Source organism: Luteimonas terrae, from assembly GCF_004358165.1.
GTDB lineage: Bacteria > Pseudomonadota > Gammaproteobacteria > Xanthomonadales > Xanthomonadaceae > Luteimonas > Luteimonas terrae.
This window is the reverse complement of sequence record NZ_SMTG01000002.1, coordinates 1,666,590-1,686,042: the sequence shown is the minus strand read 5'-3', so window position 1 is coordinate 1,686,042 and position 19,453 is coordinate 1,666,590. Positions and strand designations below refer to the sequence as shown.

The window sequence follows — 19,453 nt, the reverse complement described above, 5'->3', positions numbered from 1 at the left end:
AGGCCGCATGACCGCGACGACACCGCAATCCATGCCGCCCTCGCCCTGGCGCGTCGGACCGCGTGGCGCGCGTCTGCGCGGCTGGCTGCGCCGCGAAGGCCTGCCGCTGGTCTTGCTGCTCGGTCTGCTGCTGGTCGCGCGCTCGTCGCTGGCCAACCATTACCACGTGCCCAGCGGTTCGATGGAGCCGACGCTGGTGCCCGGCGATCGCGTCGTCGTCGACATGCGGGCCTATGGACTGCGCGTGCCGTTCACCGCATGGACGCTGTGGCCCGGCGATGCGCCCGTCGCCGGCGATGTCGTGGTGTTCCGCTCGCCGTCGGACGGCGTGCGCCTGATCAAGCGTGTCGTTGCGGTCGCCGGCGACCGGGTCGATCTCGTCGACGGCCACCTGTCGGTCAACGGGCAGCCGCTGGCCGACCGGCCCGGCGCGCCGGAAGACTTCGGCGATGTCGAGGTCATGCTGAACCTCGACGCCGGCGGCGGGCCTGATCTCGACGGCGTGGTCGTGCCCGAGGGGCAGGTGCTGGTGCTGGGCGATCACCGCGGCGCCAGCATCGACGGCCGCTATTTCGGTTTCGTGCCCGCAGCGTCGATCTACGGACAGGCGCGGGGCGTGTTCTGGCGCAGTGGCGAGGGCTTCGGCTGGCGCCGGCTCTGAGGGCGAGGGGCGCGGCGGCTTATAATCGGCGGCCTTATTCCGCAGTCGGACGCACCGCCCATGAGCATCGAACAGCTTGCCGAAACCGCCCAGGCCATGGTCGCCAAGGGCAAGGGCATCATCGCGATCGACGAGTCGACCGCCACGATCGGCAAGCGCTTCGAGCAGGTCGGCATTCCGAACAACGAAGAGAACCGCCGCGCCTACCGCGAGCTGTTGCTGACCACGCCCAGGCTCTCGGAGCACATCAGCGGCGCGATCCTGTTCGACGAGACCCTGCGCCAGTCGACGAAGGCCGGCGTGCCGTTCGCGAAGTACCTCACGCAGAACGGGATCATTCCGGGCATCAAGGTCGACAAGGGCACGCACGCACTCGCGGGCTTCCCCGGCGAACTGGTGACCGAAGGCCTCGACGGCCTGCGCGCGCGCCTGGAGGAGTACTACAAGCTCGGCGCGCGTTTCGCCAAGTGGCGCGCGGTGATCCGCATCGGCGAGGACATGCCGTCGGGCACCTGCATCGACGTCAATGCGCACGCGCTCGCGCGCTATGCCGCGCTGTGTCAGGAGCAGGGCCTGGTGCCGATGGTCGAGCCGGAAGTGCTGCTCGACGGCGACCACGACATCCAAACCGCCTATGAGGTGACCGAGGTCGTGCTGCGTGGCGTGTTCGACGCGCTCTACAGCCAGAACGTCATGCTCGAGGGCACGATCCTCAAGGCCTCGATGGTGCTGCCGGGTATCGACAGCGACGAGGAGGCCGAAGTCGAGGAAGTCGCAGAGGCCACGCTGATGTGCCTCAAGTCGTCGGTGCCGGCGATCCTGCCGGGCATCGTGTTCCTGTCGGGCGGCCAGTCCGACGAGCTGGCCACCGCGCACCTCGATGCGATGAACCGTCTTGGCCCGAACCCCTGGCCGCTGTCGTTCTCCTATGGCCGCGCCATGCAGCAGGCCGCGCTGAAGCTGTGGTCGCAGGATCTCACCGGCAACGTGCGCAAGGCGCAGGACACGGTCTATGCCCGCGCCCGCGACAACGGTCTGGCGGCGCAGGGCAAGTTCGAAGGCTGATCCGGCGCATCGCTCGCAGTCCGCAACGCCGGCCTCGTGCAGGCGTTGCGCGTTCGGGGGATCAGCGGGAGAGCGCCTGTTCGTAGCGCGCCAGCATCGCCGCGTCGTGGCAGCAGAAGGCCACGTCGATCGGTGACATCGCTGTCCACGCGCGCACCTCGGCCACCGCGATGGTCACCGCCTGGTCCGGCGGATAACCGAACACGCCGCAGCTGATGGCCGGGAACGCGACCGAACGCAGTTCGTGCTGCGCTGCCAGCGCGAGGCTGTTGCGGTAGCAGGCGCGCAGCGCATCGGCCTCGCCCGCGTCGCCGCCCCGCCAGACCGGACCCACGGTATGGATCACGTAGCGCGCCGGCAGGGCGAAGCCGGGTGTGATCCGCGCTTCGCCGGTCGGGCAGCGGACCCCGGCGCGGACCTCTGGCAACGCGCGGCATGCGTCCAGCAACGCGGGACCTGCGGCGCGATGGATCGCGCCATCGACGCCGCCACCGCCGAGCAGCGTCTCGTTCGCCGCGTTGACGATGGCATCGGCGTCGCTGCGCGTGATGTCGGCCTGGCGCGCATGGAGATGTGACATGTCGATAGCCTCGTGCGGCGCGCGTGGACGCGCGGTGAGCCGGTCATCGCGCACCCTCCGCTAGGCTGGCTGCAGGTTCCGTCGAACGAGGTCATCGGATGAGCGCCGTGTCCCGCGCCACACGTCTGCACGTGCCACTCGAAGTCCACGACGCGCTGCGCCGCGGCAGCGTCATCGAGGCGATCAAGCATCTGCGCGATGCCAACACGGGCCTGTTGCTGTCGGATGCGCGCGACGCCGCCCAACGCCTGGCCGAGAACCCGTCCGACGCGCTGGATGCCGACGATCCGTTCCAGCCCCGCGGCGGCGCCGCGCCGCAGGCCAGCGGGACGCTGCCGAGCGAAGTGGCCGCGAAGGTTGCGACCGGCAATACCCGCGACGCGGCGAAGCGTCTGCGCGACATCAAGCCGGGTCTGAGTGAGGAGGACGCGCAGCGCGAGGTCGCCAAGCATTGCTCACCGTTGCTGCGCGAGGCGCGGCAGGAGACGGTGGTGCAGGGCGACAGCGGGCGCTACGGCTGGCTGGGTTGGGTGCTCGCGCTGGTCGTGATCGGCGGCGGCCTGGCGATCTGGCTCGGCTGATTCCGGATCGGCGGATCGAAGAAACGCTGCGATCGGGCGAGGTGCTCACCGTGGGTACGCGCTTGCGCACGATTGCCGACCTGCGGCACCGGTTCGAAACATCGCGCGCGAGCGCGCTCCCACCAGGACGTGCGGCGGATCCGCGCGCGCATACGCGGATCCGTTGACGACGCACGTCTCAGGGCAGGCCGGCCAGCCAGTCGTCGTCCGAGCCTTCATTGACGTCGGCGAACAGCGGCGTCGAGAAATAGCGCTCACCGGTATCGGGCAGCATCGTCAGGATCACCGCGCCATCGGCGGCGGTCCTGGCGACCTCGAGCGCGGCCGCCAGCGTGCCGCCGGCCGAGATGCCGACGAAGATGCCTTCCTCGGCCGCGAGGCGGCGTGCGGTGTCGATGGACGCGGCATCGTCGATCGACAGGACCCGATGGGCGACGTCGCGATTGAGCACGCCCGGCACGAAATCGGGCGTCCAGCCCTGCACCTTGTGCGGCGTCCAGTCCTTGCCCTGCAGCAGCGCAGCGCCTGCCGGTTCGCAGGTCACGATTTCCACTTCGGGCCTCGCGACCCGCAGCACTTCGCCCACGCCGGTCAGCGTGCCGCCGGTGCCCCAGCCGGTGACGAAATGGTCGAGCCTGCGTCCGGCGAAATCACGCAGGATCTCGGCCGCCGTCGTCTGCCGGTGATACGCGGGATTGGCGGGATTCTCGAACTGGCTGGCCCAGAACCAGCCGTGCTGCTCGGCCAGTTCTTTCGCCCGGCGGACCATGCCGCTGCCGCGCTCGGCGGCGGGCGTGAGAATGACCTTGGCGCCGTAGGCGCGCATCAGCTTGCGGCGTTCGATCGAGAAGGTCTCGACCATCGTCGCGACGAACTTGTAGCCGCGCGCCGCGCAGACCATCGCCAGCGCGACACCGGTATTGCCGGACGTGGCTTCGACGACGGTATCGCCGGGCTTGAGCGCGCCGCGGCGTTCGGCGTCGAGAATGATCGCCAGCGCGAGGCGGTCCTTGACCGATCCGCCGGGATTGAACGATTCCACCTTCGCGTAAAGTTCGACGTTCGGCGGGGCGATGCGGTGCAGGCGGACGATCGGGGTGTGGCCGATCGTGTCGAGAATGCTGTCGTACAGGGCCATGTGGGGTGCCTCGTTCGCGTGCGCCGGGCGCGGTGAGGTCAGACTGGGCCACAACGCGTGACGCGGCCAGCGGTTGACGTGGAACGCTGTTTTTTCATCCCCATCCGATGGCACAGTGAACGTCACGGACCAGCGGGTAAGATCGGGCGGTTTTTCCGTCTCCGCAGGCCTCCCTTGTCCCAGCATGTCTCCGTCCGTCCCGCCGCGCTGTGGGCCTTCGGCATCGCCGTCTCGCTCGTGTTGACCGCCTGCGGTGGCGGCGGAGAAGCGCCCGGGCGTGGCCCGGCCGGCGCCGGCGCACCGGTGCCGGTCACGACCACCGTCGTGCAGCCGCGCCAGTGGAACGACAGCGTCACTGCACTGGGTACCGTGAATGCGCGCGAGTCGATCACCGTGACCGCGAAGGTCAGCGAGATCGTGCAGCGCGTGCACTTTGAAAGCGGCGACGAAGTCACGGCCGGGTCGGCGCTGGTCACGCTGAGCGGCAACCAGCAGCAGGCCACGCTGCAGGCGGCCGAGGCCGCCGCCATCGATGCCGACAGCCAGTACCGCCGCGGCGCCGAACTGGTGGAAAGCCAGCTGATCGCGCGCGCCTCGGTCGACACTTTGCGCGCAGAGCGCGACGCGGCGCGGGCCACCGTCGCCGAAATGCGCGCCAACATCGGCGATCGCACCGTGCGTGCGCCGTTCGCCGGCGTGCTCGGCATCCGCCAGGTCAGTCCCGGTGCGCTGGTCACGCCGGGCACGCCGATCGCCACGCTCGACGACATCCGCTCGGTCTACGTGGACTTCCCGGTGCCCGAGACGCTGCTCGCCCGCGTGGCCCCCGGCCAGACCGTCATCGGTCAGGTGGCGGCGCGCCGCGGCACGCGCTTCGAGGGCACGGTGCAGACCATCGATGCGCGCATCGATCCCAATACCCGCGCGGTGATGGTCCGCGCCGGCTTCGAGAATGCCGAGCGCCTGCTGCGCCCCGGCATGCTGGTCGAAGTGCGGCTGCAGCAGGCGGCGCGCGAAGCGCTGATGCTGCCCGAGATCGCGGTGATCCAGGTCGGGCGCGACACCTTCGTGTTCCGCGTCAAGGACGACGACACCGTCGAGCAGGTGCCGGTGACGGTCGGCGTGCGCGAGCAGGGTCTGGTCGAAGTGGTGGAGGGACTGGAGGCCGGCACGCGCATCGTCGTCGACGGCACCGGCAAGCTGCGCCCGGGCATGACCATCACCGAAGGGTCCGTGCAGGAGGCCAAGACGCCGCCCGCCGATGAGGCCGGGGCTGCCGGGGCCGCGCAATGAAGATGTCGGACATCGCGATCCGGCGGCCGGTCTTCGCCGTCGTGATCAGCCTGTTGCTGGTGGTGCTGGGCCTGATGGCGTTCAGTCGCCTGACCCTGCGCGAGATGCCCAACATCGACCCGCCGATCGTCTCGGTGGACGTGAGCTACCCGGGTGCGTCGGCCGCCGTGGTCGAGACCCGCATCACCCAGATCCTCGAGGATGCGCTGGCCGGCATCGAGGGCATCCGCACGATCGAATCGCGCAGCCGCAACGGGCGCGCCGACGTGACCATCGAGTTCAACCTCACGCGTGACATCGAGGCGGCGGCCAACGACGTGCGCGACGCGATCAGCCGCGTCGCCGACCGCATGCCGCAGGAAGCCGACCCGCCGGAAATCTCCAAGGTCGAGGCCGACGCCGACGCGATCCTCTGGCTCAACCTGCGCTCGAGCACGATGGGCACGCTCGAGCTCACCGACTACACCGACCGCTACATCCTCGACCGGCTGTCGTCGCTCGACGGCGTGGCGCGCGTGCAGCTCAGCGGCGGCCAGCGCTATTCGATGCGCATCTGGCTCGACCGCGAGGCGATGACCGCACGCGGCGTGACCGCGGCCGACGTCGAGAACGCGCTGCGCACCGAGAACGTGGAGCTGCCGGCCGGCAGCATCGAGTCGGAAACACGCGACTTCACCCTGCGCGTGGAGCGCGGCTATCGCGAGCCGGGCCAGTTCGCTCAGATGCCGGTACGGCGTGGCGACGACGGTTACGTGGTGCGCGTGGGCGACATCGCGCGGGTCGAACTGGGGCCCGACGAGCGCCGCTCCTACATGCGCAGCAACTCGGTGCCCAACGTGGGCCTGGGCATCGTGCGCACCTCGACCGCGAACGCGCTCGACGTCGCCCGCGCGGCGCGTGCCGAGGCCGAACGCATCCAGGAGACGCTGCCCGAAGGCACGGAGATCTTCGTCGCCGCCGACAACACGATGTTCATCGAGTCGGCGATCACGCGCGTGTACTGGACGCTGTTCGAGGCCATGGGCCTGGTGTTCGTGGTGATCTGGCTGTTCCTGGGCAGCCTGCGCGCGGCGATCATCCCGGCCGTGACCGCGCCGGTCTGTCTGATCGCGGCGTTCGTCGCGCTGTACGCGTTCGGCTTCTCGATCAACCTGCTGACCCTGCTGGCGCTGGTGCTGTGCATCGGTCTGGTCGTAGACGACGCGATCATCGTGCTGGAGAACGTGCAGCGCCGCGCCGATGCGGGCGAGCCGCCGCTGGTGGCCGCGCGGCGCGGCACCGCGCAGGTGGCATTCGCGGTCATCGCGACCACGGCGGTGCTGGTCGCGGTGTTCCTGCCGGTCGGTTTCATGGAGGGCAATTCGGGCCGGCTGTTCCGCGAACTGTCGGTCACGCTCGCCGGTGCGGTCGCGCTGTCGGCGTTCATCGCACTGACGCTGACGCCGATGATGTGCTCCAAGCTCGTGCGGCCGCACGGCCAGAAGAAGACCGGCTTCAATGCCTGGGTCACCCGCAAGCTCGACACGGTGAGCAGCGGCTACGGCCGCCGCGTCGATCGTCTGGTCGCGCTGACGCCGATGCGGCTGGTGCTGCTGCTGGCGCTGGCGATCGGCGGCTGCCTGCTGGCCGCGGTGCTGCTGTTCTGGCGCGTGCCCGGTGAACTGTCGCCGGCCGAGGATCGCGGTCGCTTCTTCGTCGGCGTCGACGGCCCCGAAGGTGCCGGCTTCGACTACACCGTCGGCCAGATGCAGCAGGTCGAGGCGATCTTCAACAAGTACCTGGGCGAGAACCAGCCGATCGAACGCGCGAATTCGCGCGTGCCGCGTGGCTGGGGCGGCGCCCAGGACATGCACAACGGACAGGTCATCGTGTTCCTGCAGGACTGGCGCGAGCGCAGCGTCAGCACGCCCGAGATCGTCGACATGCTGCGCGCGGATTTCGCCGAACTGCCGGGCGTGCAGGTGCGCGCGAACGTCCCCGGCGGCCTGATCAGCAGCCGCGGCCAGCGTTACCAGCTCGTGCTCGGTGGCCCGGACTACGCCGAGATCGCGCAGTGGCGCGACCGCATGCTCGCGCGCATGCGCGACAACCCCGGCATCCAGGATCCCGACTCGGACTACAAGGAAACGCGTCCGCAGATGCGGGTGGACATCGACCGCACGCGCGCCGCCGATCTGGGCGTGTCCGTGCAGGAGATCGGTCGCACGCTCGAGACCATGATGGGCTCGCGCCAGGTCACGACCTTCGTCGACAGCGGCGAGGAATACGACGTGCTGCTGCAGGCCGACCGCGGCGCGCGCATGTCCCCCGCCGATCTCGCGGGCACCTACGTGCGTGGTCGCGACGATGCGCTGATTCCGCTGTCGAATCTGGTCACGCTCAGCGAAGTGGCCGAGCCGGCGAGCTTCAACCGCTTCAACCGCCTGCGCGCGATCACGATCTCGGCCGGCCTGTCCGAGGGGTACACGATGAGCGAGGCGCTCGAGTGGACCCGCCAGGTCGCCGCCGAGGAATTGCCGCACTACGCCCAGCTCGACTGGAAGGGCGAGAGCCGCGAGTTCCAGGAAGCGGGCGGTGCGGTGGTGCTGACCTTCGCGATGGCGCTGCTGATCGTCTACCTCGTGCTCGCGGCGCAGTTCGAGAGCTTCGTGCATCCGCTGTCGATCATGCTGACCGTGCCGCTGGCGGTGCTCGGCGCGCTGCTCGGCCTGTGGGCGACGGGGGGCACGCTGAATCTCTTCAGCCAGATCGGCATCGTGATGCTGATCGGCCTGGCGGCGAAGAACGGCATCCTGATCGTCGAGTTCGCCAACCAGCTTCGCGACGACGGCCGGAGCGTGCGCGAGGCGATCGCCGAGGCCTCGGCCGTGCGTCTGCGCCCGATCCTGATGACCGCGGCCGCGACCGTGGTCGGCGCGATTCCGCTGGTCGTGGCCGGCGGTCCGGGCTCGGCCAGCCGCGCCACGATCGGCGTGGTGATCATCTTCGGCGTCACGTTCTCCACGCTGCTGTCGCTGTTCGTGGTGCCGGCGTTCTACGCCCTGCTGGCCCCGTTCACCCGCTCGCCCGAAGCGCTGGCGCAGGAGCTCGAGCGCCTGGAGGCGGAGACGCCGGTCGTCGGCGGCCATGCCTGACGCCACGCGCTGGGACGCGGTGCGTCTGGACGGCGCGGGCTTCGTGCTCCGCCGCTGGCGCACCGCAGATCTCGGCGCTCTGCTGCGGCATGCCGACGATGCCGCGATCGTCCGCGGACTCAGCGAGCGCTTCCCGCATCCCTACACGCGCGCGGACGGCGAGGCCTTCCTGGACGGCACGGTCGTGGACCTATCGCAGCCGGTGCTGGCGATCGAGATCGACGGCGAGGCCTGCGGCAGCATCGGCATCCGCGCACCGGGCAGCGGCGAGCGCGCGCATGCGGCCGAACTCGGCTACTGGCTGGGCCGGGCGCACTGGAACCGCGGCGTGATGCGTCGCGCCGTCGCGCTGTACGTGCCGTGGGTCATGGACGCGCTGGGCCTGTCGCGATTGCAGGCCAACGTGCTCGACATCAACCCGGCCTTGGCCCGCGTGCTGCTGGCCAATGGCTTCGCCGAGGAAGGGCGGCTGCGTGCCGCGATCCGCAAGCCCGACGGGCTGCACGACCTGCGCGTGTTCGGATTGCTGCGGGACACCGCTGCCCACTGATCGACGCCGCATCGCACGTGTCATCGCGTCACGCGCCCGGAGGAATGCAGGTATCGTGTCGCCTTCGCGGCGGGGGCCGCAGCCACCGATCGGGGAGCAGAGGACACGTGGATACCGTACTCAGTGCATTGAACGGACTGATCTGGAGCAAGGCGCTGATCGCGCTGTGCCTGGGCGCCGGCTTGTGGTTCTCGTTCCGCACCCGCTTCATGCAGGTCCGCGGTTTCGTCGAGATGACCCGGCTGACCTTCAGCGGCAAGAGTTCGAACGCCGGCGTGTCCTCGTTCCAGGCGCTGGCCATGTCGATGGCCGGGCGCATCGGCATCGGCAACATCGCCGGCGTCGCCACCGCGATCGCCTTCGGCGGCCCCGGCGCGGTGTTCTGGATGTGGGTGATGGGTTTCCTCGGTGCCTCGACCTCGTTCGTCGAGTGCACGCTGGCGCAGATCTACAAGGAAAAGGACGCCGAAGGGCGCTACCGCGGCGGCCCGGCGTACTACATCGAAAAGGCCATGGGTCTGAAGTGGTACGCGCTGGCGTTTGCGTTCGCGACGCTGATCGCCGCCGGCCTGCTGATGCCGGGCGTGCAGGCCAATGCGATCGCCGACAGCATCGTCAACGCCTGCCGCGGCGGTTCGGTCTGCGGTGATCTGTCGGGCGAAATTCTGGGCATGCCGGCTGCAACGGCGCTCAAGGCCGGCATCGGCGTCACCGTCGCGGCGATGCTGGCGGTGGTGATCTTCGGCGGCGTCAAGCGCATCGCGCGCTTCGCCGAGACCGTGGTCCCGTTCATGGCGATCGCCTACATCCTGACCGCCGTCGTCGTGATGGTCGCCAACATCGACTTCCTGCCGACGATGTTCCGCATCATCTTCGAAAGCGCGTTCGGCGCGCATGCGGCGTTCGGCGCGATGCTGGGCCTGGCGGTGGAGTGGGGCGTCAAGCGCGGCATCTATGCCAACGAGGCCGGCCAGGGCACCGGCCCGCACGCGGCCGCGGCCGCCGAGGTGTCGCATCCGGCCAAGCAGGGCTACGTGCAGGCCTGGGCGATCTACTTCGACACCATGCTGATCTGCACCTCGACCGCGTTCCTGGTGCTGGCGACGGGCATGTACAACGTGGTCAACCCCGCCGGGGGCATGCTGCACGAGGCGCTGCCGGGCGTGCAGGCCGGCGCCGGCTTCGCGCAGGCGGGCATTGACTCGATCCTGCCGGGCTGGGGCGCGGGCTTCCTCGCGGTCGCGCTGTTCTTCTTCGCGTTCACCACGATGCTCGCCTACTACTACATGGCCGAGACCAACCTGACCTATCTCAACAACCACGTGTCCCGACCGGGCCGCACGCTGCTGCTGCGCCTGGCGATCACCGGCATGGTGATCTTCGGCGCGGTCCGCAGCGCCGAGATGGCCTGGATGCTCGGCGACATCGGCGTGGGTGTGATGGCCTGGCTCAACATCGTCGCGATCCTGATCCTGCAGAAGCCGGCGCTGCAGGCGCTGCGCGACTACGAGCAGCAGAAGAAACAAGGTCTCGACCCCACGTTCGATCCCGACAGGCTCGGGATCCGCAATGCCGATTTCTGGCGCAAGGCTCCCTGACATGACGAAGTCCCCCTGGTCCGGTAGCGGCCGCGATACGCCCCGCACACCGGCGCCTGCGCCGGGTCGCGACAGCCCCTGGGGCGGTCGCGGGCGCACGATGGCGCCGGCCGCGCCCTCGCCACGCGCGGCCCCCGCCGCGGCGTCGGCGGAGGAACCGGGCGAGGACCGACGCGAACTTCGGCTGTACGGACGCAACGCGATCGAGGCGGTGTTCGCGCGCCGGCCCGAGGCGATCCGCAAGCTGTATCTGCTCGAAGCGCGCATTCCGCAGGTCCAGCCCCTGCTCAAGTGGTGCGCGTCCAACCGCGTGGGCTATCGCGTGGTCGGCGAGGACGATCTGCGCAAGCTTGCCGCCAGCACGCACCACGAAGGCATCGTCGCCGACGTGCTGCGCGAGACGCCGTTGTCGCTCGGCGAATGGCTGACCGCGCTGCCGGAAGGCCCGGCATGCGCGCTATGGCTCGACGGGGTGGGCAATCCGCACAACCTCGGCGCGATCCTGCGCTCGGCCGCGCATTTCGCCATCGGTGCGGTGCTGCTGCCCAAGGACGCCTCGCTGGCACTGTCGGGCGCTGCGGCGCGTGTCGCCGAAGGCGGCGCGGAGGCCGTGCGTTTCGTACGCATGGGTCGCGAGGACAACGCGCTCGCGCAGTTGCGCAGCGCCGGTTTCCAACTGGCCGCCACGGTCGTGCGCGGCGGCGAGGACCTGTTTGCCACGCGCCTGCCGCAGCGTCTGGTCTACGTGCTCGGTGCCGAAGGCGAAGGCATGGACGATGCGCTCGCCGCGACCTGCGACACGCAGCTGCGCATTCCCGGCAGCAGCGCGGTCGAAAGCCTCAACGTCGCCTCGGCGACCGCGGTGCTGCTGGCGCAGTGGCGGCAGCAACACCGGGCATGACGGTCTGCCGGGATCACGCGTCATGGTGTGATGCCGCAGCGACGTCGCGGGCCGCCGACGTCGCCCTGTCGATCGACGGTCAACCGCTCCCAGGAGTTTGCGGTCTCTGCGGTGCATCGGCAGGATTCAGCGCTGCGATCGATCATGCGGATGCGCGCGAGGGTCTCGCGTGTCTGGCGTGCGGTTGCAATGCACGGCAGCGCGCCGTCGGCGGCGTGCTGAAACAACGGATGGGCGGACAGCCGCAAGCGCGCATCCACCTCACCGAGCACGCGAGTCGTCTGTATCTCGCACTTCGCGCCATCTTTCCGCGCATGAGCGGTTCCGAGTTCGTCGTCAGCGTCGCCAAGCGCCTGCGGTTGTCGCTCTGGCTGCTGCGCCAAGGCGTTCCGGAGCTCGTGCGGCATGAAGACGTCACCGCGCTCGGTTTCGGGACCGGCACTTTGGACGCGTTGGTCAGCCTCGATGTGCTGGAACACGTGCCCGATGCGTCGCGCGCGTTCGTCGAACTCGCGCGGGTCATTTCGCCCGGGGGTGTTTTCGTCGGAACCGTGCCGTTCTACGAGGATGCAGAGGAGAGCCGCCGTGTCGCGGAGCTGTCGTCCGATGGGCGCATCGTGTTTTTCGGCGAACCCGAGTACCACGGCGACCCGCTGGGCGGCGGCGTGCCCTGTTTCCACCACTTCGGCTGGAGTCTATTGCGCGATCTGCGCAATGCCGGGTTCCGTGATGCCGCGGCGCACCGGGTCCAGGACGCCGACGGCGGTGTGCCGCACGGCATCTGGGTGATCGTCGCGGAGCGCTGACGCCGGCTTCAGTGCTCTGCGGCGTCGCCGTCCGTCTTCGGCGCGCTGCCGAAACTCTCTTCGGATTCCGCGGCCAGCCACGCGAACACGGCGTAGGCGGCGGTGTTCTGCGCGACCGCGTCGGGATCGACCTTGTCGAGGGTGTCGTTGGCGTTGTGGTGCAGGTCGAAGTAATCGGTGCCGTCCTGGCCCAGCCATCCCCAGGCGCCGCCCTTCGCGGCCAGGGGCGAGATGTCGGGGCCGGGGCCGCCCTTGTCGGTCAGGTAGTCGATGCCGAGCGGGCGCAGCACCTCGGCGATCGCGTCGCTGGTCGCACGCTGGCCGGCCGGTGCGCTGGTGTTGAAGCCGTAGATGCGGCCGGCGCCGAAGTCGCTCTCCGCGCCGATCACGTGCCTCGCGATGACGTCCGCGCCACCGTGCGCCTCGGCATAGGCACGCGCGCCGAGCAGGCCCTGCTCCTCGTTCGCGAAGGCGACCACGCGCACGGAGCGGCGCGGACGCTGCGGCAGCTGCGCGATCAGATGGCCGGCGGCCATGGTGATGCCGACGCCGGATGCGTCATCGACGGCGCCGGTGCCCAGGTCCCAGGAATCGAGATGTCCCGCGATCAGCACGATCTCGTCCGGCGCCTCGCGACCGGTGAGTTCGGCGATGACGTTCTGCGAGGTGTAGTCGCCGTTCCAGCCGACGTCCAGCGCCAGGTGCACCTGCACCGGGCCGAGTCGCAGCAACCGCGCGAGCTGGTCGGCATCGGGCAGCGAGAGCGCCGCCGACGGGATCGGCGTGACGTCCGCATCGAAGCGGGTGATGCCGGTGTTGGCGACGCGGTGCGGGCTGGTACCAATCGACCGCATCAGATAGCCGGCAGCGCCCTTGCGCGCGGCGATCGACGGGCCGCGTCCGCGTACAGGACCTGCGGCGCCGTAGCCGCTGCCGTCGCGCGAACGCGCCATCGGCACGTCGACGAAGGCGAGCTTGCCGCGCAGCATCGCCGGGTCCGCGGCTTCCAGCGCTGCGATGCTGTCGAACCGCACCAGCTCGGCGGTGACGTCGCCGCCCGGGCTGCCGCCCAGCGCGGTGATCACCAGGGGCTGCGCATGCGCGCCGACGACCGCAGCGTGCTCGCTGCGCCGCTCCCATTTCGGAAACGTCACCGGCTCGGTCCAGACCTTGTCGTAGCCGAGCGACTCGAAACGCGCCTTCGCCCACGCGACGGCGCGCGCATCGGCCTCGCTGCCGGGCAGGCGCGGGCCCACCTCGGTGGTCAGCGATTCGATCAGTGCATACGCCGTGCCGTCCTGCGCGGCGCGCTCGCGCAGCTGCGCGGCCTTCTCGAGCGTGGCCTGTGCGAGCGGCGCCGAGTCCGGCGACTGCGCGAACGCCGGCATCGCCGCAAACAGTGTGGTCGAGAGCAGGGCGACGGCGAGGGGTCGGAAGGACGGGATGCGCATGCGAAAGGCTCCGGCGGGAAGAGGCAATGAAAAACGGGCCGCGGCATTGTCGCGCGCGGCCCGTCGGATGGCTGGATTGTCCGTGGAACCCTGTATCAGGGCTGCGTGCGCAGCGAGTCGCGGATCTCGCGCAGCAGCTTCACTTCCTCGCTCGGCTCGGCCGGCTTGGCCGGTTCCGGCGCCTCGGCCTGCTTGCGCTTCAGGCGGTTGATGAATTTCACCGCCAGGAAGATTGCGAAGGCGACGATGGTGAACTGGATGATGGTGTTGATGAAAACGCCGTAGCCGATCGCGACAGCGGGAATCTCTTCGCCGGTGGCCGCATCGACCGTGGCGGCGCGCAGGGTGATCGCAAGTTCGGTGAAGTCGACATTGCCGATCAGCAGTCCGATCGGCGGCATGATGATCTGGTCGACCAGCGCGGTGACGATCTTGCCGAACGAGGCGCCGATGACGACACCGACGGCGAGGTCGATGACGTTGCCGCGGACTGCGAATTCCTTGAATTCGGAAAGGATGCCCATCGAGTACTCCTGCGTGTTTGATCGGGAAAACGCAGGCGACTATAGCGACGCCGGGGTGATCCTGAAGTGCAGTTCCAGCACGTCGTCGAGGCGTGCGACACCGCGATCGCCGGGCTGCAGCGCGGCCACACCGGCAGGCGTGCCCATGAAGACCAGATCGCCTGCGCGCAGCGCGAACAGCTTCGACAGTTCGTGCAGGATCTCGGGCACGTCCCAGATCAGCGCATCGAGCGTGGACGCCTGGCGCTGCGCGCCATTGACCTCGAGCGACAGCGTGCGCGGCGCGAGTGCGCCGATGTCCGCAGCCGGCACCAGTTCACCGATCGGCGCGGACGCGTCGAATCCCTTGGCGACGTCCCACGGCAGGCCCTTGGCCTTGGCCGCGGCCTGCAGGTCGCGACGGGTGAGGTCGAGACCCACCGAATAGCCGAACACCAGCGCCTGCGCATCCTCGACCGCAAGTACGCCGGCCGGTGCATCGGCGCCGAGTGCGACGACCAGTTCGACCTCGTGATGCAGGTCCTGCGTGGCGCTGGGGTAGGGCACGTCGGTGCCCGTCACCAGCGCGTCGGCGGGCTTAGCGAAGAACACCGGCGTGCCGCGCTCGGCCTTCGAGGCCGGTGCCTGTGCGCCCATTTCCTTCGCGTGGTCGGCGAAATTGCGGCCGACGCAGTAGATGCGGCGCACCGGGAAACGGCCGCCGCCGCGCACGCTCAGGCGAACGGGTTCGGCAGCGGGCACGACATCGCGCGCGGGATCGGTCATCGCGGGTCCTCGGCGCGGCGCGCCATCGAAGTGTGGAATGCGTGCGGCGCGCGGGCCGGCGACAGCTCAGCGCAGGGCGGCGTGGTCGCGGTTGCGGACCACGCGGTATTCGGCATCGACGATGCGGCCGTCGCGCGGCGCTGCCGGCTGGCGCACCAGCAGGCGCCGGGCCAGACCGAACATGATCATTGCCGCACCGATGAAGACACCGGCGACCAGCAGCACCGCGAGCATCGCCACGCCGACCAGGCCGAGCGCAATGCGCAGCAGCGGGTGACGCGGCTTGCGCGGCGCGAACATCGCGCGCACGCCGGAGGCGTCGAATCGGGCATGGAGATCGCGGAAAAAGGCGTTGGACATAAGCTCTTTGGACGTCGTGACACAATGCGGCCAGTTCGGCCGGCGACCAGTATCGGCGGGGCCACGACCGGAGTTGTAATGCAATCGTTAAATCCGCGTGATAACGCTGCGCCGCTGCTGGCGCTCGATGCGATCGACGACGGCGGATTCGCCGAGGTGGAGGCGATCGTCGACGGCGACGCCGAATCGCTGGTGCTGCACCGGGACGGCGCGCGCGTACAGGCCTGGTTGAACATCTGCCCGCATGCCGGCCGTCGTCTCGACTGGGCGCCCGGCCAGTTCCTGAAATCGAAAGCGGGCGATCTGGTCTGCGCGGCGCATGGCGCGAGCTTCTCGCTGGCGGACGGCGTCTGCATCGCGGGCCCGTGCAAGGGCGAATCGCTGCGCGCGGTGCCGGTATCGGTGCGCGACGGCCAGGTGCTGCTGGGCTAGAACAGCAGGTTGACCATCGCGACGACGACGACCGTGTAGATCAGCGAAATCGGCAGACCGATCCGCCACAGCTCGCGCGCCTTGTAGCCGGCCGGACCGATGATCATCGACATGACCGGGTTCGACTGGGTCATGAAGTTGTTCGATGCCGACAGCGCCGTGATCAGTGCGAACGCGGTCGGATTGCCGCCCACGGCCAGCGCCAGGTTGATCGCCAGCGGCACCACGACGATCGTTGCGCCCACGTGGCTGATGACCATCGAGAAGGCCGCGGTCAACAGGGCGAGCGCGATCTCCAGCACCCAGATCGGCAGACCGGTGGGCAGTCGTTCGATCGTGTGCCCGGCGACCCAGGCTGCGGCGCCGCTGGAATCCATCGCCCAGCCCAGCGGAATCAGACAGGCCATCAGGAACACGGTCTTCCAGTTGATGGCGCTGTAGGCCTCGTCCATCTTCAGCACGCCGAACACCAGCATGCCGGCGACGCCCGCCATCAGCGCCACCGACGTGGGCACGCGCGAGGACAGTGCGATCAGCATCGTCACGGCGAAGATCGCCATCGCGACCTTGAACTTGTGGGGGCGCTGCTCGCCTTTGGGATAGTCGGTGACGATGAGGAAGTCGAGCGACTTGGCGGTCTTGGCCAGGTCCTGCCAGATGCTGTGCAGCACCAGCATGTCGCCGGCACGCAGCGTGATGTTGCGGACGTCCTCGCGGATGACCTGCTTGTCGCGGTTGATCGCCAGCAGGCGCACGCCGTACTTCTTGCGCAGGCTCAGTTCGGCCGCGGATTTGCCGATGAACTTCGAGGTCGGCGGGATCACCGCCTCGGCGATGCCGGCGCGGCTGGGATTGAACAGGTCGCCGAAGTTGCGCAGGCGCGTGCTCATGCGCAGGAACTGGTTCTGCGCGAAATCGGCGACCTGCTGGCGCTGGCCCATCGCGCCGATGACGCTGCCCACCCAGATGCGCGCGTCGGCCGGCGGGGCCAGCCGCGAGTCGTTCTCCGACTTGAGCGCCAGCAGCACCGGCGCGTCGTGGATCGCCTCGGCCTCGCCGAAGGTCATGCCGACCAGCGGACTTTCGGCCGTGACGACGAGTTCGAACACGTCGCCGTCGATGCCGTAGGCGCTGGCGAAATAGGTCTGCGTGCGTGCCGGCGTGACGTTGCCCTCGCCGTCACGCAGCTCACCCAGCTCCCGGTTGCCGCGGAAATGGAAATAGGCCAGTCCAGAGATCAGCAGCGCGATGCCGATCGGCATCGGCGCGAACATGTTCAGCGATTCCAGCGTTGCCGCACCCGAAGGCAGGTTGGCGTTGGCTGCAGTGAGCAGGTCGTTGAGCAGGATCAGCGGGGAGGTGCCAACCATCGTCAGCGCGCCGCCCATGACGATGGCCACGCAGATCGGCAGCAGCATCTGCGCCAGGCGCAGGCCCGAACGCGAGGCCAGACGCGCCGCCACCGGCATGTACAGGGCCATGACCGAGGGGTTCTGCATCACCGAGGAATTGACGCCGGCCGTGGCCGCGGTCAGCAGCAGCAGCCGGTCTTCCTGTCCCTTGGAGCGACGCAACAACCAGCCGGCGAGGCGGTTGAGCGCGCCGGTACGGTCCAGGCCCATGCCCAGGATCATCGTGGCGATGACGCTGATCGTCGCGTTCGACGAAAAACCGTTGAACACGTCTTCCGGCGCGACCAGCCCGGTCAGGCCCAGCATCACCAGCACCACCAGCGCGACGAGATCGGCGCGCACGCGCTGGAATACGAACAGCACCATCGTCAGACCGACGAGGGCCAGGACGATCTTCATGTCGGTGGTGAGCGCGAGCGCGGTATCCATCAGCGGCGCGGGCCGTACTGGCCGGAGTCGGTGCGTCGTGCGGTCGGATCGCAGGCGGCCATCGGGGCCAGCCTGCGGCGCGCCGCGTGCAGGGGGTGTCGAACCCGGTGTCCTGGGGTCCGGCTCACGGCACTAGCGTCCGCTGTCGGCGTCGTCGACGCGGTCGTAGATCAGGTCCCACACGCCATGGCCGAGCTTCTGGCCACGCGTCTCGAAATGCGTCTGCGGCCGCCACGGCGGGCGCGGCACGTGGCCGCGAGGCCCCGCCCGGTTGCGCAGGCCCGGGGTCGCTTCGAGCACGTCCCACATCTGTTCGGCGTAATCCGCCCAGTCGGTCGCCAGATGCAGGCGGCCGTCGGGACTCAGCTTGCGTACCAGCAGCGCGGCGAACTCCGGCTTCACCAGACGGCGCTTGTTGTGGCGCTTCTTGTGCCAGGGATCGGGGAAGTAGATGCGGATTTCGTCGAGCGACCCGTCGGCGATCTCGCGCTCCAATACCTCGACCGCGTCGTGGTGGTAGACGCGCACGTTGGTGTTGCCGTCCTCGGCCAGCGCATTGAGTACGCGGCCGACGCCGGGCGCATGCACCTCGATGCCGATGTGGTCGCGCGCGGGATCGAGCTGCACCGAATGCCGCAGCGCGGCGCCGTTGCCGAAGCCGATCTCGACGATGCGCGGCGCGTCGCGCCCGAACAACGCCTCGAAATCCTTCGGCGCGCCGGTGTAGTCGAGGCCGAATTTCGGCCAGGCGTCATCGAACGCGCGCTGCTGCGCCGGCGTGAAGCGGCCCTGCCGCAGCACGAAACTGCGGATCTCGCGCCGGCCCTCGGTCACGGTGAACGGCTTGGGCGGGGCCTTGGCGCCGTCGCTGGAAAACGGGTCGGTCATCGCGCGTCGATCAGCCGATCACGCCATCGACGGGCGACGACGCGCTGGCGAAGCGCTTGCGCGGAATACGGCCGGCGAGGAAGGCCTCGCGCCCGGCCTCGACCGCCTTGCGCATCGCGCTGGCCATCAGCACCGGATTGCGCGCGCCGGCGATCGCGGTGTTCATCAGCACGCCGTCGCAGCCCAGCTCCATCGCGATCGCCGCATCGGACGCGGTGCCGACGCCGGCGTCGACGATGATCGGCACCTTGGCGTTCTCGATGATCTCGATCAGGTTGTACTTGTTCTGGATCCCCAGGCCCGAGCCGATCGGCGCGGCCAGCGGCATCACCGCCGCGCACCCGATCTCCTCCAGGCGCTTGGCCAGGATCGGATCGTCCGAGGTGTAGACCATGACGTCGAAACCATCCTTGACCAGCTGTTCGGCGGCCTTGAGTGTCTGCACGACGTCCGGGAACAGCGTGCGCTGGTCGCCCAGCACTTCGAGCTTGGTCAGGCGATGGCCGTCAAGCAGTTCGCGCGCCAGACGGCAGGTGCGCACCGCGTCTTCGGCGGTGTAGCAGCCGGCGGTATTGGGCAGGATGGTGTAGCGGTCCGGCGGCAGCACGTCGAGCAGGTTCGGCTCGCCCGGGTTCTGTCCGATGTTGGTGCGGCGGATCGCCACGGTGACGATCTGCGCGCCCGCGGCCTCGGTGGCCAGACGGGTCTCGTCGAGATCCTTGAACTTGCCGGTGCCGGTGAGCAGACGGGAGGAATAGGTCTTGCCGGCGACGACGAGGCCGGTTTCAGCAGGAAGTGCGGTGATCATCGGCCGATTATCGCCGATGCGGCTGGCGCATGTGGACGTTCGTCATCGGGTTCCGCGAGACAGGCTCCGAAGAGCCC

At 69.2% G+C, this 19,453-nt stretch carries 19 protein-coding genes; 10 read left to right on the top strand and 9 right to left on the bottom strand.

The genetic code is table 11. The features are described from left to right. The first annotated feature begins 31 nt into the window (after positions 1-31). Entirely contained in the window at positions 32-661 is a 630-nt protein-coding gene (gene lepB / locus E2F49_RS07715) for a signal peptidase I (protein ID WP_055249917.1), read from the top strand. A 60-nt stretch (positions 662-721) separates the two neighbouring features. Continuing rightward, a complete protein-coding gene (locus E2F49_RS07710) occupies positions 722-1,726 on the top strand; it encodes a class I fructose-bisphosphate aldolase (protein WP_133393261.1) in 1,005 nt (334 codons plus the stop codon). 61 nt (positions 1,727-1,787) lie between these two features. Here E2F49_RS07710 and E2F49_RS07705 read toward each other — a convergent pair whose 3' ends face one another. Then, the gene (locus tag E2F49_RS07705) at positions 1,788-2,306 is read right to left on the bottom strand and encodes an O-acetyl-ADP-ribose deacetylase (protein WP_133393260.1); all 519 of its coding nucleotides are present in this window, start codon (positions 2,304-2,306) and stop codon (positions 1,788-1,790) included. A 98-nt stretch (positions 2,307-2,404) separates the two neighbouring features. Between E2F49_RS07705 and E2F49_RS07700 the strand changes: the two genes are divergently transcribed. Beyond that, the gene (locus E2F49_RS07700) at positions 2,405-2,887 is read left to right on the top strand and encodes a hypothetical protein (RefSeq protein ID WP_133393259.1); all 483 of its coding nucleotides are present in this window, start codon (positions 2,405-2,407) and stop codon (positions 2,885-2,887) included. A gap of 178 nt (positions 2,888-3,065) precedes the next feature. Here the strand turns inward: E2F49_RS07700 and cysK are convergent, their stop codons facing one another. Continuing rightward, positions 3,066-4,025, bottom strand: coding sequence for a cysteine synthase A (gene cysK / locus E2F49_RS07695; RefSeq protein ID WP_133393258.1), 960 nt, complete (start codon positions 4,023-4,025; stop codon positions 3,066-3,068). A 174-nt stretch (positions 4,026-4,199) separates the two neighbouring features. Here cysK and E2F49_RS07690 point away from each other — a divergent pair, with 174 nt between their 5' ends. The 6 genes from E2F49_RS07690 to E2F49_RS07665 all read left to right on the top strand — a co-directional run bounded on the left by E2F49_RS07690 (position 4,200) and on the right by E2F49_RS07665 (position 12,307). Next, entirely contained in the window at positions 4,200-5,318 is a 1,119-nt protein-coding gene (locus E2F49_RS07690) for an efflux RND transporter periplasmic adaptor subunit (protein WP_243713506.1), read from the top strand. After that, positions 5,315-8,452, top strand: a complete 3,138-nt coding sequence (locus tag E2F49_RS07685; RefSeq protein WP_133393257.1) for an efflux RND transporter permease subunit — start codon at positions 5,315-5,317, stop codon at positions 8,450-8,452. Before E2F49_RS07690 ends, E2F49_RS07685 begins: the two co-directional genes overlap by 4 nt. Continuing rightward, positions 8,445-9,002 carry a GNAT family N-acetyltransferase gene (locus E2F49_RS07680; protein WP_133393256.1) on the top strand — a complete coding sequence of 186 codons (558 nt, stop codon included), beginning with the start codon at positions 8,445-8,447 and terminating at the stop codon, positions 9,000-9,002. Before E2F49_RS07685 ends, E2F49_RS07680 begins: the two co-directional genes overlap by 8 nt. Positions 9,003-9,109: 107 nt before the next feature. After that, the gene (locus tag E2F49_RS07675; RefSeq protein WP_243713505.1) at positions 9,110-10,600 is read left to right on the top strand and encodes an alanine/glycine:cation symporter family protein; all 1,491 of its coding nucleotides are present in this window, start codon (positions 9,110-9,112) and stop codon (positions 10,598-10,600) included. Between the two features lies 1 nt (position 10,601). Beyond that, entirely contained in the window at positions 10,602-11,501 is a 900-nt protein-coding gene (locus E2F49_RS07670; protein ID WP_133393254.1) for a TrmH family RNA methyltransferase, read from the top strand. After that, the gene (locus tag E2F49_RS07665; protein ID WP_133393253.1) at positions 11,498-12,307 is read left to right on the top strand and encodes a methyltransferase domain-containing protein; all 810 of its coding nucleotides are present in this window, start codon (positions 11,498-11,500) and stop codon (positions 12,305-12,307) included. Before E2F49_RS07670 ends, E2F49_RS07665 begins: the two co-directional genes overlap by 4 nt. Before the next feature lie 8 nt (positions 12,308-12,315). Here the strand turns inward: E2F49_RS07665 and E2F49_RS07660 are convergent, their stop codons facing one another. The 4 genes from E2F49_RS07660 to E2F49_RS07645 form a co-directional block, all read right to left on the bottom strand. Continuing rightward, positions 12,316-13,758, bottom strand: coding sequence for a M28 family peptidase (locus tag E2F49_RS07660; RefSeq protein ID WP_165971146.1), 1,443 nt, complete (start codon positions 13,756-13,758; stop codon positions 12,316-12,318). 95 nt (positions 13,759-13,853) lie between these two features. After that, on the bottom strand, positions 13,854-14,282 hold the full coding sequence (mscL, locus tag E2F49_RS07655) for a large-conductance mechanosensitive channel protein MscL (protein WP_133393252.1): 429 nt from the start codon (positions 14,280-14,282) through the stop codon (positions 13,854-13,856). Between the two features lie 39 nt (positions 14,283-14,321). Further along, on the bottom strand, positions 14,322-15,047 hold the full coding sequence (locus tag E2F49_RS07650) for a fumarylacetoacetate hydrolase family protein (RefSeq protein ID WP_133393251.1): 726 nt from the start codon (positions 15,045-15,047) through the stop codon (positions 14,322-14,324). 66 nt (positions 15,048-15,113) lie between these two features. Next, on the bottom strand, positions 15,114-15,407 hold the full coding sequence (locus tag E2F49_RS07645) for a hypothetical protein (RefSeq protein ID WP_133393250.1): 294 nt from the start codon (positions 15,405-15,407) through the stop codon (positions 15,114-15,116). Between the two features lie 78 nt (positions 15,408-15,485). Between E2F49_RS07645 and E2F49_RS07640 the strand changes: the two genes are divergently transcribed. Beyond that, positions 15,486-15,839, top strand: a complete 354-nt coding sequence (locus E2F49_RS07640) for a Rieske (2Fe-2S) protein (RefSeq protein WP_133393249.1) — start codon at positions 15,486-15,488, stop codon at positions 15,837-15,839. Here E2F49_RS07640 and E2F49_RS07635 read toward each other — a convergent pair. The 3 genes from E2F49_RS07635 to E2F49_RS07625 form a co-directional block, all read right to left on the bottom strand. Then, positions 15,836-17,680: an SLC13 family permease gene (locus E2F49_RS07635; RefSeq protein ID WP_133393248.1), complete on the bottom strand. Its 1,845-nt coding sequence runs from the start codon at positions 17,678-17,680 to the stop codon at positions 15,836-15,838. The genes E2F49_RS07640 and E2F49_RS07635 overlap by 4 nt on opposite strands. 132 nt (positions 17,681-17,812) lie before the next feature. Next, positions 17,813-18,568 (bottom strand): tRNA (guanosine(46)-N7)-methyltransferase TrmB, encoded by a 756-nt coding sequence (gene trmB, locus E2F49_RS07630; protein ID WP_133393247.1) that lies wholly within the window; start codon positions 18,566-18,568, stop codon positions 17,813-17,815. A 10-nt stretch (positions 18,569-18,578) separates the two neighbouring features. Beyond that, positions 18,579-19,376, bottom strand: coding sequence for a thiazole synthase (locus E2F49_RS07625; protein WP_133393246.1), 798 nt, complete (start codon positions 19,374-19,376; stop codon positions 18,579-18,581). Between the last annotated feature and the right edge of the window lie 77 nt (positions 19,377-19,453).